Genomic DNA, 14950 nt, shown 5'->3' on the forward strand with positions numbered 1-14950 from the left:
GGGACAGTAATGTCCCGGCTTTTTGTCTTTGGTCTTTTGAATTGATTTCGTCGGAAAAGTTACTTTGCATGAACGGTGATACAAGTCTCATGAATCACCAATCAATGGCAATAATGAAAGAAAAAGAGGGGCGTAAATTATCAGAAATAACTGGCTTTGTAGAAATAATGACGGTCCAAAACATGGATAATAGGTATTAAGGTAATGTAAAAATTAGTCCTTTGGTTCCGGTATCTGAGAGAAGCAGGTTATGAGCGAATACATACCTAAGAAGCGTGGGTTACTGAGTTTTGATTGGTACGTGCCGATCAATTTGGCAATTCTGATACTGGTACTGGCCATCTTCTTTACTCGATTTACATTTGGACATGGGCTATTAAATGGTTGTTTACCTGCTGATTTTTACATGATTGACTTGAAGGATAAATCTGTCAAGGCAGGAAACATCATTGCATTTCATATGCCAAAATCAGTCCGATTTATACGTGAAAATGAGAAGGTTATTAAAATTGTGGCGGGGGTAGGCGGAGATCGCCTAAGAGTCACAATGGATGGCGTTTATAACGGGAGCAAGTTTTATAAAGCTAATGCCAGACGTATTTCAATGAAATACAACATACCTGCTGAGTCTATTGAAAGAGAATTAACTATTCCGAAAGGAGAAGTTTTTTTAATTGGCCAAACGGATCACTCATGGGACTCACGATTTTGGGGGCCGGTTAAGTTGACTTCAGTTATTGGGAAAACATATGCGATCTATTGAATTAAAAACAACGATTAAGCCTCTGGCCACCTGCCTGGCGTTTTACGCCTTGATGTCCACCGCTACGGCTAGCCCCCAGTATCAACAGGTTGCTGACGACATTGCTAGGCAAGCTCAAGTATTGGGCGCTCAGTCAACGCCGCCGGAAACAGCAGAAGGCCCGCTCTCGTCAGGCTCTCTGGATTCTCCGGATGTCCAGAAGTACGTCCGCCAGGCTGAAGCTTTGAAGCAAAACAGGGACATCAGTCAGCCAACGAATCGGGGCTATGTACCGGGTATGAATGCTGACAGTGTGCAGGCGGTTATCGATCATACTCAGGCTATACGCGCTCAGAATAATAATTCTGAAGCAGTTAATGACATTATTCGCAGACGTGATGAAATTCAGGGAAATATTCAGCTGAACGACTCAGCACTGAAGTCTGTCGAAAATAAACCAGAAGTAATGCGCAGCCAGTCGACGAATATCGAAAAAATGTTTGGTACCTCAGGGATCACCGCCGCTGACTTCGAACGAAAAATAGATAGCAGACGGGAAGAGGTGCTTTCGACAGAAAACGGTATCACTATCTTTGCGTCATTTAGCCTGCCTGATTACGTCCTAGAAGATCTACTCCGTACCGCGTCACAAAATAAGGCGAGAGTGGTTTTTAATGGTCTGAAGAAAGGCACGACGCGTCTTCCGGAGACTCAGGCTGCAATCAATCAGTTGGTGGTGAAGGGGAAGTTTGACTCTCCACTGATTACGATTGACCCTGATGCGTTTGACCAGTACCAGGTCACGCAGGTCCCGACAATTATCTCCCGTGAGGAATCCCGATTCGCTAAAATGGTCGGTTCGTTTAACGTTGATTTCTTCCAGCGAGAACTGGCCAGAAATCCCGATCAGGATATTTTACCTAATGCTGGTACGACCTATCCGGTCGAAGAGAAAAGCATTATTAAAGAGCTCGAAGAGCGAGCACAAAAGTATGACTGGGAGGGCGCCAAGAAGCGAGCTGTTGCAGACACATGGAAGAACCAATTCATGGTTAATCTGCCTCCGGCTCAGGAGCACAAGGAATGGTTAATTGACCCGACTATCAGGGTCACTCAGGACGTGAAAGATAAGCAGGGCCGCGTCATTGCTTCTGCGGGCGAGCTGATTAACCCGCTGAGCAGGTTCCCGCAGAACCTCACCATGATAATTTTTGACCCATTGAATCCGGGGCAGCTTGATTGGGCTGAGAAGCAATATCGCCAACTTCTTGGCAGCGGACAGGTTATGCCGATGTTTACGCGAATTAAACAGGAAAATGGTTGGGACCATCTGAATGATCTGCGCGAGAAATTTAACGGGAAAGTATTCAAAGTCAATGAGCAAATTATTTCCCGCTTCCAGATTAAAAACACTCCAGTGTTGATTTCAACTGAAAAAGATAAATTCCGGATAACGCAATTCAGTGAAGCTGAAATACGTGGTGTTGGAGAAAAAATCTCGGCAGAGGAGAACTGATATGAAGATCGGATTTATTTTAGGGGCGCTGCTGGCCACATGGCTGACTCTGAATTACCCGGACCTGATGAGAGAGTATTTCAACAAAGTGGTTACGTATATGGAAAGCGTGACAACATTCATTACTAAATAGTGAGCGTGCCGGTGAAGAAGCTAAAAAAGTTACTTTTGGAAATTTTGGTTGCTGTCATGCTGTCATTTTCCCTGCCTGCAATGACCATGGCCGCAGATACCGGCGTCCCGGGAGCAATGTGCCAGTCAGCTGGTGTGTGGCAGGGACTAATCAAAAATATCTGCTGGAGTTGCATCTTCCCGATGCGGATCATGGGAATTGGTGCGGCACCTGAAGGTGCCGCACCCTCACGCCCCGGCTGCTATTGCACAGACCAAAATGGGATACCAGAAATCGGATGGCAGTTAAGTTTTTTCCAGCCAGTTAAAATCGTAGAAGTAGTGAAAAGCCCATGGTGCAGCCCATTTTTGGAGGGAACCATGTTGCAAAAATCACAGTTCGATATTGGCAAGAGCAATACTAACCAGCCTATGACTGCTACAGAAGCCGGATTCTACGACGTACATCTCTGGGAATTCCCGATCATGACAATGTTGAAATTGCTGATAATCGGTGAATGTACAGCAGAACCTTATATTGATGCCAGTCTGACGTATATCAGCGAAGTTGATCCAATGTGGGAAAGTGATCTGTTGACGCTCGTGCTGAACCCCGAAGCTGTGGTATTTGCAAACCCTATTGCCTCAATGGTATGTGCTGCTGACTGCGTGGCAGTGACTGCCGGAAAGGATAATTTGGCTGCCTATTTTTGTGCCGGTTGTGATGGTAACTTGTACCCGCTTACAGGGCACGTCTATGCGAATGATGATGCCGTCAGAACCAGTTCCCTTATTACACAACGACTACTAACTAAGTTACATCGGCAAGGAATGCTAATGAGAACAATGGGAGCAGATGCAATGTGTGAGAAAACATGGGAATACTTCACTCCTCGTTCACAATATAGACTTTCAATGCTTTACCCAACGCCAGAAGCTAAAGGGCCTGATTGCTGCCATAGGCTTGGTGACTCCGTACATGATTGGTCAACGCTGAAAGGTGGACGAAAGAAAATAGGCATAGATAATTATGTCTATATGCTATGGAGATATAATGACTGTTGCGTGCGTTTTAATCCCGGCGCTTAATTGCAGGAGGCTTTTAATATGAAAACTAGGAAATTAATTGCTTCAACAATTATTGCGTCTATGCTCGCAAATACTATGAGTTGGGCATTTTACGTTTCGCTCATTAACATGGTTATGACACCAAAAATATACGCAGCTGATGCGATATTTGATCAGTTGGAAAACAATTTTGACCTTGCGAACCCCAACGCAAATCGAAATGCAACAACAAGTGCTCAGGATATTGTAGAGAAGTACAAGAATGCTGATTCCGGGGAAAACCTGAGCGGAAAAATATCAGATAAATATGTAGGTAAAGCAGATTCAATAAACTTAGACGTTGGGAAGTACGGGGCGCTGAACTCAAACGAAAGTGTTATGAGTAATGCTGCATCTGACGGCAAGTCGATCGGTAAGACCGTACAGTTACCGAGCATGACGGGCGGTACGATCAACTCTAATTATACGAAAGAGGGGGCAAAGTTACTTTCCAGAGACAGTAGCGGTAACATTGGTATAAGTAACAACACGAATACAACGGCAGGAACCAAAACCAGTACAGGAGAGCTATTCAGCTCAGAGCAGAAGCACAGTGATATTCAGTTTAATTCCGGTGGCCGGTATGGAGATGAGGATGGATTCATCAATGACATCAAAAATCGAAAAAGTCAGCTGTTTGAAGCGCAGAGTTACGATGGGGTTGCCTACCGTACACTGGTGAATGCAAATAAAGACAACCCAGCATCTAATATTAAACCTAACGACCCTATGTTCAATGCTGGCCGAAATGAAATTGGTAATGCTGTAGCCGGTACAGGCAACTGGCTACAGAGTTGCAATACGGAAACAAAAAAACAAACTATTACTACACACTATCCAGATTATAAAGAGTTTTACTGCAACTCACCCAAGAAAGATAACTTTAATAGTTGCACAATAACTCGTGATTTTTCCGTACCTGTTTATATCTCAGGTGGTAATGGTGATATGTCTATGTGCGGGGATAATTGTGTGAGGGTCTGGTTCGGCAGAAGAGACGACAACTATTGGAACGATGGAGTATATGACAACTCATTAACCTTAAAATTTCATCCTGATGCAAAGCTTGCAACTGCGAAAATAATTAATGCAGAGTGGGATGATCATATGAGGGTCACGCTTGATGGAACGCAGATTTTTGCTCACATAGATGGAGAATATAGAAGTAGCAATTATCCATCACCACAAGGGCCATGGGAGCTGAAAAAATCATGGAAGCTTGACAAAGTCTACGATATTACCGACCAGGTAAGAAACTCTGTATATCAGGAGGTGGACCGTGAAGTGACAATGGCGTCACGCGTTTGGGTAGGTGGCGGTGGGGAAGGCTATTTTGAAGTTGAGCTGACTTTTGAAAATATGAAGCTGGAGGATAAACATATACAGGAACCCGCAGGTTGTTTTGATGCAGTACAAACGCCGAATTCATTCTGTCGGTTTGACCGGTTTGTGAACATGGATGTCGGTACAAAGCGGCTCCCGGAAACTGTGCTTAAAATGGCCACACCGCTTTATAAAGGCGATACCGGGTTCTTAACCTGGAAAACAAACCTTGAAGGTTACTTCTGTGATCCCCTGGCGAAGGAAAAGCTGTGCTCATATGATGCGAAGGGAAACATCATGAAAGACGCCGCAGGAAAAGACCTCTGCTACAACTACGACGACATTAAAAATATGCCTGACGCTTGCGGCACATATAAAAATGATGCTGCGTGTGTGCTCGATACACAGACTTGTGCAGAAGGTTGGTTCGATGAAGGCACAAATACATGCTACATGTATGAGCAGAAATATACGTGTGACAGAGGTAAGGACGTCGTCAGAGAGGTAGAGTCACAGACTAACGCCTGTGTAGGTATGATCCCATGTTCTGGTGGAACATGCGAAACCGGCCCAAAAGAGGAAAACAATGATTTTGGGAAAGTGGCCGCGTACTCAAACATGGTTCAGTACATGCAGGGTGAGGCAAAATGCGAAGATCCCAACGACCCTAATTCCTGCTCCGTCTTTGAGGGGAAAGCAGAATGGTGCGGCAGGTCCGTTGGTTTTGTGAACGGGCTGGCCAAAACAGATTGCTGCGAACAGCCACAGGGTACCGCTGGCTCACTAGAGGCGATTATGCTGGCTGGGTCGATGATCCGAAACACGAACTGGACACGAGTGAATGCTCAGCTGGTAAGCTGGACCGGTGGGGAGAGTGGAACCTGGGCTTCAATGGCTAACTCGGTTGGTGAATGGACAGCATCGGCAGGTAAAACTGTTGGTCAGATGTGGAACAATGTCACCAGTTCGCTAACCAGCGTCTACGAAAATGTGGCCGGTAACCTTGGGCGAACAGTAGGTTCATCCACTGCTGGTGGAAGTGGTCAACTTGCTAAGGAGACAATGAGCTCTTTCGGGCTTGGTACCCTTAAGAAGATGGCCATGGAAAAAGCATATGACTTGCTTCCCGATACAGTAAGGGACTTCGTTTTTAAAAATGTAGCGACAACGGGTGGCGAAGTAGTCTTTTCAGCAGCAATTCAAAACTTTATGCTTGCATTAAATGTCATTGGCTGGATTTATACCGCATATCAAATAACAAAAATGTTGCTTGAAATGCTTGTGGCCTGTGATCAAAAAGAAATGGAAGCGTCTATTCATAAAAATCAGAAATCCTGTTTCACACTGGATACTGAACGCTGTGTTAAATATCTCAATATGGGATTTACAAAGAAGTGTGTTAAAAAAGCAACAGACATGTGCTGCTACAATTCAATGTTATCTCGCGTGATTATGCAGCAGGCGTATCCTCAACTTGGAATAGATCCGGTTGCTTCGAGTTGCGTTGGATTATCAATTAGTCAAATACAGAGATTAGATTTTGATAAGATCGATTTAACTGAATGGATTAACGATGCCGTCCAGGTCGGAGAAGTTCCTGATCAGTACGCTACATTCTCCGAGTCATCGATAACAGAAAATTTGCCATTTAAAAATGAAAATTACCAACTTCCATCCCAAAGAACGAAAGAATCAATGGGTGGTGAGGATAATATGATAAAAGCTAGACAGGAAAATAATCAGGCAATTAAAGAGGAGAATGTGGACTGTAGCTATCTACCACGGCCCGCGATTTGTGAAGTTGGGTCAACTTATGTAGACCCAATTACTGGGAAGGAATTACCAAAATACTAAATGTAGGGGCTGTAAAGCCCCTTTATTTTTATTTTGCTTTAAGAGTTTTTTCAGGGAAACCCTTCTGACCATATTCTCCTGCGAAAAGATAATAATCTTTACCGTTAATAGATGCAGCAACGCCACCTGGGGTAGTGAATTTTGGACTGTCAGAACGGAAAATAATACCTGAGAAGTTAGTACTAGATTCATTGCCTTTAAATGGAATGAATACGTAACGAACTACTGAATAATCACCGGCAGGTAGATTAAGTTGAGGGATTTCAGATCCAGACGCTGGGCGAATAACCTGGAAGCTGTACATGGACTTAGTCGGCATTACGTCGGCAGCTGGCTTTGAAGGGAGGTCGCAGGTACTCCATTTATTCATCACTGCCATATCAATCTTGCATGAAGCCAGAGCCGCACTTTGCTTCGAAGGATTGAACCCGAGTGCCACCTGTGACTCTTTGGTGTGATTATAAACATATGCAGCACCGGCACGTACTAAGCTTTCATCGTTATAAGGAAGTTTTTTAGGGTTCGGGACAAAGACGACGTATTGGTTAACCTGGATATATTCAGCGTCAGAGGAGCTGTACATTGATCCCAAACTCATAATACTTAATCCACTGAGCCCTCCTGTAACATAGCCCATAGAGCCACTAATTAGCAGTTTGGAAAGCAAGTTATCTGCATCGCCACCCGGCTGGACTGTTTCTTCATTAAAAGTAACGTCAAAACCGGCCAAAGAGTAAGCATTTTTGGCTACCGAGTCTTTAGAATTAGCATGCCAGTAGAGCCCATGAGTGTCGCTGTGCTGTGCAGAATTCGGGGTTTTACCAGCATCCCGGGCACAACCAACCAGCGATGCACTGGCAACAAAAGCAGAAACCAGAGATACAAAACGTTTAGTTTTCATTTGAGACCCTTCTTTGAATGATTTTTTTGTCTAGAAGCATTATTTCATACTCGTCAGTTTCTCAAACAACCAAAATGCAGAAAAAATGAAAAAATGTGAAGCGAACAAAAACCAGCCTTGTAAAGAAAAATCCCTCTAAATTAAATCGTATAATCAGTGGGACTAAATATTCAGAGGCTTTTATGGGTAAACCAACAGATGAGCAAAGGGTCATCATTGAAAATGCAAACGCAAATAATATGGTTATTGCAGCACCAGGGTCTGGGAAGTCATTTACGATGATCGAGGCTGTGATCTCAATCCTCAGGCAGTTCCCATATGCCAAGGTTGGAATGGTCACATTTACTCGCGCTGCAACAAATTCATTGGCTGAAAAGCTGAAAAGTCGGTTAAGTAAAAAAGACCAGGATAGGGTGCTGGTAAATACTTTCCACGGCTTTATCCGGATGCAACTGGACATGGTCAACTGGAAGGGCAAGATGCTGATTAGCTCGGCACAGCGTTCTGTAATTCATCGTGCGTTAAAGGAGTCAGGCGCGCCTTTCCGTTACCCGGAAGCTGAATTTGCTATTGATGCGATTGGAAGGGAAATGGATACAGACATCATTTCAGTTCGCCATACGCGTCAACAAATCCACTTGTTCAACACATACCAGGCAATATGTCAGAAAGACCACGTAGCTGACTTAAATGCACTCTCACGTTTTGTCGTGGGCCAGATGCACTCAGGAAAAATGCAGCCACTAAATTTGACGCATTTAGTTGTAGATGAGGTGCAAGACACCGACTCGATTCAGTATGCCTGGATCGCACTACATACAAGGGGTGGTGTTAACACGAGCATCGTAGGGGATGATGATCAGGCAATCTATTCTTTCAGGGCCTCCGGCGGGGTAAAAATATTCCAGCAATTTGAAAAACAATTCAGGCCAAACATATTTTATCTAAATACCTGTTTCAGGTGTGAACCAGAAATTCTTAAGGTTGCAGGGGCATTGATTGAAAAAAATGTTTACAGATACGTTAAGGATCTGCGTTCAGCTAAAAGTGGTGGTGGAAAAGTTAATTTCCGCTCATATGTTGATATGGATGAACAGATTCAAGGCATCCTCAATCTAATTAACCAAGACCCAAATGGCTGGGCAATCCTTAGCAGAGGTAATGCACATCTTGATCAGCTTGAAAGCCTCATAGAGCAGCCGGTTCTTCGTTATGGAGGCAAGTCCTTTTGGGATGAGAAAGAGACGAGCGACGTACTGCATCTGATGGCTTTCTTTCGGCAGTCCAACGATGTTCGATTAATGAAGAGGGTGCTGGCGCTTTTCGGTGAAAATGAAGAAGTTTTGGATCAAACAGCATTTAGCATGAAAGGGAGAAAAGTAACTTTTGGTGAACTGAGCATCCCAGATGCAAGTTCCCTGGAAACAAGAACACTTCACTCAAACTTCACCCGGTTTACACAGGAGACTCGGGATAAAGTTGAAATCGAAAAGCGCTTCGCAAATCTGATTAAATGGATGGAATTGTCATCAATAAAAATGAGGACTCAGAAAGGTTCACCTTCACTGACACGAATTGCGTTAGATACCTGTAAGCAATGGGCTGAGAAAAATGGCTGGCAAAACATGATAAATCGAGCTGCGGCGATGTGTTTGGGGCCTAAAAAGAAGGATGAGGAATATACGCCGGATAAAGTAGTTTTATCGACATTGCATGGTTCGAAGGGGCTAGAATGGAAAAAAGTCATTATTATGAGTTGCAATGCTGACCAGATCCCAAGCAAGAGATCAGTGGGGCAGGAAGCGATTGAAGAAGAGAGAAGACTTCTATTTGTAGGATTTACACGAGCAGAACAACAGCTGCATGTAATGTGGTACGGTGATCCGTCCTTCTTTTTAAGCGAATGCGCCGAAGAAAAATTGAAAGAGGCAGCGAATATGAGAATAGAATCAAATTTAACAGAAGAATTTTCCAATCAGTATTTACAATAATGACTCTATGTTGTATAAGAATATTGAGCTTTGTATTATCGCTCCCACATTTCAAGTAACTGACAAAAGTTACTTTGCGCATTAAGCGCGGATTCAGCCGTGAAAAGCGGCCAGCTTACTTAAGCTGCAAGGCACCACCGGCAAAATGTCACCTTTGTCGCTGGTGCCTTTCCTATGCCCGTAAAAAGGCAAACCGAATTTACCAAATCGTAACTAATTTAGCTCTTGATTGAGCTATTTTCGTTGCGTACTTCTAATGCCAGAAAGTATAAATCAGGCGGTTCATAGCTTACGGGAGATGAATGACAGGCTTTGCCTTTGTGTTGGAATATTCCATTATTCCTTCCTTCTTACTATATATAGGTGACCCCAAATGTCTAAAAGCAAAGCACGCAGTAAAGCCCTTCTTCTGGCCTTCGCCGATCTGATTCCGGATATGGACAAGGCAGTTAACAAGAAGTTATTGGAATCTCTGATTATTTACTCAGGGCATGATAATGACCTTATTGTTATTTTGAATGAAGACGGACCAACTATAATTGAACTGAACTCTTTAAAATCGGTTTCTATGCTGGCCCAAAAGCTTTCAGCTTTTTCAACTTATTATCATGTAGAAATGCAGCAAATTCATGTCAATCCAATTGACTTTGAGAAGGCTTATAAGCTACTCAAAGAAGCACCTGCAATTCCCATGTTTAAAACTTTAGCTGAACTGGATAAGTTTTTAAATGAAGAGTTTGAAAAGTATGGGTTGAACACATTCCTTGATGTGGATGACCTAGATTATTCACTCGATAAATCCAGAGAGTTAAAAAATGATCAGTTGATTGCCTGGGTTTCTGAAATTATTGTGAAGCGCGATAAATTAGCATTGCGTAATCGCTTTAATGAAGTGACAAAGGCACATTATGAAACTGTAGATGCATTGTATGCAGCCGTCCGTCCCTTAATGAAAGAATTAGGTTTTCCTGATGAACTCATGCTACATACCTTTAGTGAATTGAGCGTTTTCGATTCCAAAGGCTGGGACCATGCTATCAAATCTAAAATTGAATTTCTCACAAAACGAGAAGCGCAATATTTAGATGACAAAATGAAGGCAGAAAAACGGCAGTTAACAATTGATGAACTTTTGACTCAAGTCAATAGCGCTAAAACAGCTAAAGAACCAAGACCTTTTGGTCAGACGTTTTGTTTTGCTGTTCTTGGCATGATGTCATTGATGTTCATTGTAAATAAATTTATTTAATCCTGTTAAGGGGGAACCCTGACAGGGCTTCTCTTTGATTAAAATGAGGAGAGAAGAAATGTCACATCTTGAATATGTTAATGAAGTTAAAGTGTCCGGGATAGTTATCAGTGCAATGGAGAAAGAAATGACTGACGGTAACGTTGGGTTATTAATAAAGCTCAAAAACAGAATGAAGACTGAAATTAATGGTGAAATCGCTGAGAGAGAATTTTCTATTCAAATCAAAGTGTCACCAGAAATGTATTCAGGCTGTTTCACTGGTATAAATCAAGGTGATGAGTTAATGGTCTCCGGTTATCTTGTTGTGGATATTGTCACGTTGGAAGGGAGAGAGCACCCTCTTGACTACATGAGAGTCGTTGCAACAAGTAAGTTAGCTCACATACCTAAACCCCCCAAGGGTTTTGGGCAAAGTAGCTTTAGACAGATCTGACATTTAAACCACCCTAAAGGGGAGAAATCCCTTCATGGGAGATCTCCCTTTGGAGGCCCCATGAAACAAAAAATTAGCTCGACATCATTTATTGGTAAACAAATGGATTTTTTCTCTATATTCGATTTTGAAGAAGAGGAAAATGAAATAATACCCATAGTTGAGTCTCCGCTTGAATATATAAATAATGCAATAGCCCAAAAGCAAAGCATGCAATCAGAAGAAAAACATTCTGGCCCGGAACTGGTGCCTCATGTGTCGGATGATGTTGCATTGCTAGGTCATTGTTCCAAATTACTCAACAATCAAATTCTGCATGGAATTAGTTTTGCTTCTGAAACTGATTATCTCTTCACTTTAGAAGAATACAATGCAGAATTAGGTGGTCTGGTTATCGACTGGGCTCCTGAAGATGTATATCAGTTATACGTCGTCGCAATGGAAGAGTCGTTGGAAAACGTTAAATATCTTGTCTTTACAAAATCACTCTATACAACTGATGAATTCGGAAATATCAAAGTGAATCCGCTTCTTGAAGCAGAAACACGTTGGTATATGTCGCAGTCATTTGAGCTTACATGTGCCACTCATGGTATAGATGCTATTGAGTTTAGGTCAGAGCTTAAAAAAAGCTTGTATGAATACACGCACAGTTTTGAAAGTGAAAATGTTAAATTATCTCAATATCATCAGGATAAAGAGATTATTTTGCATGATTGTAAGGAAGATATGGGATGGGATATCTTTTTCGACCGTGACTATTTATTGGCAGAAAATAAACTGGCAGTAAAATGGACTGATCGGGATATAATGGATGTCTATTCTAAAGCATTTAAATCAACAATTAATTTGTTTGAAAAACTTGTCGTAAATAACAAGTTAACATTAAGGGATACATCAGGTTGGGTTATCGTAAACCCTACATTTGAGCGCCAGTTCGAATGGATTGAATCTGAAGTATTCGAAATTGTAGGGACTCATCTTGGTTACAACGTTGATGCTATCAGAAAACAGATGGTTACAGCGTGTAAGATGACCTTCAACTAATATGCCACTGGCAAACATCTGCCAGCGGGCGGTGTTTGCATTTTACCGGAGTTTTAAAAATGACTAACGCCGCAACTATATTAGAAACCGAAAATTCATTACTGGAAGAAAATATTGGTAATCTGTTACCCGCAAATGTTATATCTACAAAAGCATATGCGAATAAGGAACAATATTACCTGGTTAAGGCCAAAGATTTGTTTGGTATTCCTGAAATGTCCGAGGATATGATAGTTCCAGTATTTAAACGTTTATCTCCACATCGTGCAAACCTGAATAAGGATTATATACCGAATGCTCGTATACTTGAGCAAGTAGTACAATTGCTCGTAAGTAACGATATAGATTTAAGTGTATGCCTGAAAGGGGAGTCTGGTTCTGGTAAGACTGAAATGGCAATGTACATTAGCCATATGCTGAATTGGCCGCTAACCATAAAGCAAATCAACAGTAATATTCGTGCTGATGAACTTGAAGGTGAGCGTAGTCTCATTAACGGAAACACCAGTTTTGTGCCCAGCGAGCTTGTAACGGCGTTTCAGGAAGGCCACCTCATTCTTCTGGATGAAGTGGACAAGATTGACCCTGATACCGCCGCGAAGCTGCATATGCCTATAGAGCGTAAGCCCTGGTCACTAGCCGCCAACGGTGGCGAAGTGGTTAATGCCAATAAGTTTACGCGGTTTATGGGTACAGCAAACACAAACATGAGTGGGGGATCTCGTAAGTTCGTTTCATCACAGCGGCAGGATGCAGCGTTTATTAAACGCTTCCTGATTGTGGAGATGGAAAGGCCTTCAGAGGTTGCATTAACCAACGTTTTGCTTAAACGCTACAATAGCCTGCCTATGCTGGTAATTGAAAAATTCGTTTCGGTAGCCGTTGCAGTAAACAACATAGGAACTGAAGACAGTGTAATGGATATTCGTCAGCTTGTGGCATGGGTTGGAACGTCGATGACGTTAAAGACCATGTCCTTACTGGATACGTTTAAAATTGCTTTTGCGTCGGCTCTGCCTGCACATGCCAGTGGTATGGTGCTGGAAGCCATCGATTTAAAACTCGGTGACGATAAGAACCGTACAATGGAGTATTACACTGCAAAAAAGTAGTTATAGATGGGACGAGTTATCAGAAGGCTGAATGCCTTGTGACAGACTTTGCTCATCTTTCGTTTTACGGTTTTTTGAGTGCAGACGGGGATGAAACTTTCGCGATTGCACAGGAAGGAAATCAATATATAGGTCTTAAGCAGCACAATAATGACTATTCATTTATTTGTTATCAAGATTGTGACAAAGATATGGAAGCCATGATTAAGGGCCTTGAATCAAAAGGATTCATGTATCAAGGAAGTATTCAATCGACGTCTGTCGAGAGTGAATTTCCTGGAATTCTTTTAACAACACTTGAGAAGTAATAATCTTAACCCTATCGGGAAATCTTTCCCGACAGGGAGGTTTTCCCATTTTTTTAATCTGGAGAAAACCTATGACTTTCAATACTTCTAAACTTAATAAAGTTTCCGCTAAGCAAATCTGTGATAACTTTGTAAAAGCACATCCTGATTTGTTGGAAGGTGCTGTTATAACAAAAATCGAAATCAGTGGTTGTCAGGGCTCTCGGCGTACCGATAAAATCGAACTGTCCTATGGCGGCGATGATATAACGGACCAGAAGAGCGTGTCTAAAAGTGAAGTTCGCTGGATAGACATAAAGGCACTGAGTTTCAAAAGCACTATCACTAGTCGAATTTCAACACTCTGTTCACGGTTGTGTATCCGCTATAGCAATATGTGGATTTTGCCTGTCGAAAGAATGGAGGAGTTTCTGGAAGAGGCACAAGAAATTGAACGTGAATTTCAAGCCGGTATCCAGAATGTGGTTGATAACTATGACACTCATATTCAGGCTGAGAAAGATCGCAGTCCGTTGATGTCAGATTTAATCGACCAGTTGAAATTAACGAAAGATGATTTTATTAAATCATTCCGGTTTAATCTGGCGCATTTCATTCCGTTTTCACCGATTAGTGTGGAGGGGGATGAAACACAGGACTTTTATCAGGAACAACTGATAATCGATTTGGCCGATGAAGCTATGAAGGTTTATGCAAAAATCAGTAAAAATGATAATTTGCGTTCCAGCACGATTGACCGATTAAAACAGATGCAAGATAAAATCATTAGCTTTATGTTCATTCATAAAGAGGCGGTTGTTCTTGCAGAAGCTATCAAGCACGTCATGAATAATTTACCCAAAGGCGCCATTTCTTCTCCCCGTGATGTTGCGGTGTTAAAGCAATGGTTCTATTTCATGAGTGATGCGTCAATGCTGAAACGTATTATTTCTGGTGAGCAGAAAGTAACAGATTGGCTGGATTCCATTACCCGGTCATTCAATATTGATTCACAGGATAATACGGCTAACTCTCAGAATGCTTTTGAGGATGATGTTTTTTCTTCAGCAAATGTGTTCAGAGAAGATCCGCTTGAAGAAGTTGAGAAAAACGCAGTAACTGCACCTTTGTCTGCTGTTGTCCCTGAAGAAGATGTTTCCCTTCAGGCCAGTGGTAGTAATAGTGCTTTTAACAGCGAACTCGAACTGAACGGCTGGTGATTTAGTCTTGTAAAAATAACCCCAGATGGGTACTTCACCATCTGGGTGAGTACC

At 42.3% G+C, this 14950-nt stretch carries 13 protein-coding genes; 12 read left to right on the forward strand and 1 reads right to left on the reverse strand.

Features of this window, described 5'->3' with window-relative positions:
* The first annotated feature begins 250 nt into the window (after nucleotides 1-250).
* The 5 genes from trhF to trhN are packed head-to-tail and all read left to right on the forward strand — an operon-like array spanning nucleotide 251 to nucleotide 6653.
* The gene (gene trhF, locus C2U43_RS28610; RefSeq protein ID WP_015063122.1) at nucleotides 251-763 is read left to right on the forward strand and encodes an IncHI-type conjugal transfer protein TrhF; all 513 of its coding nucleotides are present in this window, start codon (nucleotides 251-253) and stop codon (nucleotides 761-763) included.
* On the forward strand, nucleotides 750-2258 hold the full coding sequence (trhW, locus tag C2U43_RS28615) for an IncHI-type conjugal transfer protein TrhW (protein ID WP_015063123.1): 1509 nt from the start codon (nucleotides 750-752) through the stop codon (nucleotides 2256-2258). Before trhF ends, trhW begins: the two co-directional genes overlap by 14 nt.
* A gap of 1 nt (nucleotide 2259) precedes the next feature.
* Nucleotides 2260-2391 (forward strand): hypothetical protein, encoded by a 132-nt coding sequence (locus tag C2U43_RS30155; protein ID WP_022652169.1) that lies wholly within the window; start codon nucleotides 2260-2262, stop codon nucleotides 2389-2391.
* A gap of 11 nt (nucleotides 2392-2402) precedes the next feature.
* Entirely contained in the window at nucleotides 2403-3458 is a 1056-nt protein-coding gene (gene trhU / locus C2U43_RS28620) for an IncHI-type conjugal transfer protein TrhU (RefSeq protein ID WP_022652170.1), read from the forward strand.
* 18 nt (nucleotides 3459-3476) lie between these two features.
* Nucleotides 3477-6653: an IncHI-type conjugal transfer protein TrhN gene (trhN, locus tag C2U43_RS28625; protein WP_015063125.1), complete on the forward strand. Its 3177-nt coding sequence runs from the start codon at nucleotides 3477-3479 to the stop codon at nucleotides 6651-6653.
* A 28-nt stretch (nucleotides 6654-6681) separates the two neighbouring features.
* On the opposite strand, the gene C2U43_RS28630 is transcribed toward trhN, so the two are convergent.
* Entirely contained in the window at nucleotides 6682-7554 is an 873-nt protein-coding gene (locus tag C2U43_RS28630; protein ID WP_015063126.1) for a hypothetical protein, read from the reverse strand.
* Between the two features lie 182 nt (nucleotides 7555-7736).
* Between C2U43_RS28630 and trhI the strand changes: the two genes are divergently transcribed.
* From trhI to C2U43_RS28665, 7 genes are all read left to right on the forward strand, one after another.
* A complete protein-coding gene (trhI, locus tag C2U43_RS28635) occupies nucleotides 7737-9545 on the forward strand; it encodes an IncHI-type conjugal transfer helicase TrhI (protein ID WP_015063127.1) in 1809 nt (602 codons plus the stop codon).
* 373 nt (nucleotides 9546-9918) lie between these two features.
* Entirely contained in the window at nucleotides 9919-10794 is an 876-nt protein-coding gene (locus C2U43_RS28640) for a hypothetical protein (RefSeq protein ID WP_015063128.1), read from the forward strand.
* Nucleotides 10795-10852: 58 nt separating this feature from the next.
* Complete coding sequence (locus C2U43_RS28645) at nucleotides 10853-11230, forward strand: hypothetical protein (RefSeq protein ID WP_022652171.1); 378 nt, start codon at nucleotides 10853-10855, stop codon at nucleotides 11228-11230.
* A gap of 60 nt (nucleotides 11231-11290) precedes the next feature.
* On the forward strand, nucleotides 11291-12277 hold the full coding sequence (locus C2U43_RS28650) for a hypothetical protein (RefSeq protein ID WP_022652172.1): 987 nt from the start codon (nucleotides 11291-11293) through the stop codon (nucleotides 12275-12277).
* Nucleotides 12278-12336: 59 nt separating this feature from the next.
* Nucleotides 12337-13389: an ATP-binding protein gene (locus tag C2U43_RS28655; RefSeq protein WP_022652173.1), complete on the forward strand. Its 1053-nt coding sequence runs from the start codon at nucleotides 12337-12339 to the stop codon at nucleotides 13387-13389.
* Between the two features lie 38 nt (nucleotides 13390-13427).
* Nucleotides 13428-13697: a hypothetical protein gene (locus tag C2U43_RS28660; RefSeq protein ID WP_032610391.1), complete on the forward strand. Its 270-nt coding sequence runs from the start codon at nucleotides 13428-13430 to the stop codon at nucleotides 13695-13697.
* A 71-nt stretch (nucleotides 13698-13768) separates the two neighbouring features.
* Entirely contained in the window at nucleotides 13769-14896 is a 1128-nt protein-coding gene (locus tag C2U43_RS28665; protein WP_015063132.1) for a DUF3150 domain-containing protein, read from the forward strand.
* The last annotated feature ends 54 nt before the right edge of the window (nucleotides 14897-14950 follow it).

This window comes from Citrobacter freundii complex sp. CFNIH9 (assembly GCF_002903305.1).
In the GTDB taxonomy this organism is placed as follows: Bacteria; Pseudomonadota; Gammaproteobacteria; order Enterobacterales; family Enterobacteriaceae; genus Citrobacter; species Citrobacter portucalensis.

Bases quoted from the DNA above. Each gene is read 5' to 3' on its own strand.
- trhF (WP_015063122.1), top strand. From the start codon at position 251: ATGAGCGAATACATACCTAAGAAGCGTGGGTTACTGAGTTTTGATTGG.
- trhW (WP_015063123.1), top strand. From the start codon at position 750: ATGCGATCTATTGAATTAAAAACAACGATTAAGCCTCTGGCCACCTGC.
- C2U43_RS30155 (WP_022652169.1), top strand. From the start codon at position 2,260: ATGAAGATCGGATTTATTTTAGGGGCGCTGCTGGCCACATGGCTGACT.
- trhN (WP_015063125.1), top strand. From the start codon at position 3,477: ATGAAAACTAGGAAATTAATTGCTTCAACAATTATTGCGTCTATGCTC.
- C2U43_RS28630 (WP_015063126.1), bottom strand. From the start codon at position 7,554: ATGAAAACTAAACGTTTTGTATCTCTGGTTTCTGCTTTTGTTGCCAGT.
- trhI (WP_015063127.1), top strand. From the start codon at position 7,737: ATGGGTAAACCAACAGATGAGCAAAGGGTCATCATTGAAAATGCAAAC.
- C2U43_RS28640 (WP_015063128.1), top strand. From the start codon at position 9,919: ATGTCTAAAAGCAAAGCACGCAGTAAAGCCCTTCTTCTGGCCTTCGCC.
- C2U43_RS28645 (WP_022652171.1), top strand. From the start codon at position 10,853: ATGTCACATCTTGAATATGTTAATGAAGTTAAAGTGTCCGGGATAGTT.
- C2U43_RS28650 (WP_022652172.1), top strand. From the start codon at position 11,291: ATGAAACAAAAAATTAGCTCGACATCATTTATTGGTAAACAAATGGAT.
- C2U43_RS28655 (WP_022652173.1), top strand. From the start codon at position 12,337: ATGACTAACGCCGCAACTATATTAGAAACCGAAAATTCATTACTGGAA.
- C2U43_RS28665 (WP_015063132.1), top strand. From the start codon at position 13,769: ATGACTTTCAATACTTCTAAACTTAATAAAGTTTCCGCTAAGCAAATC.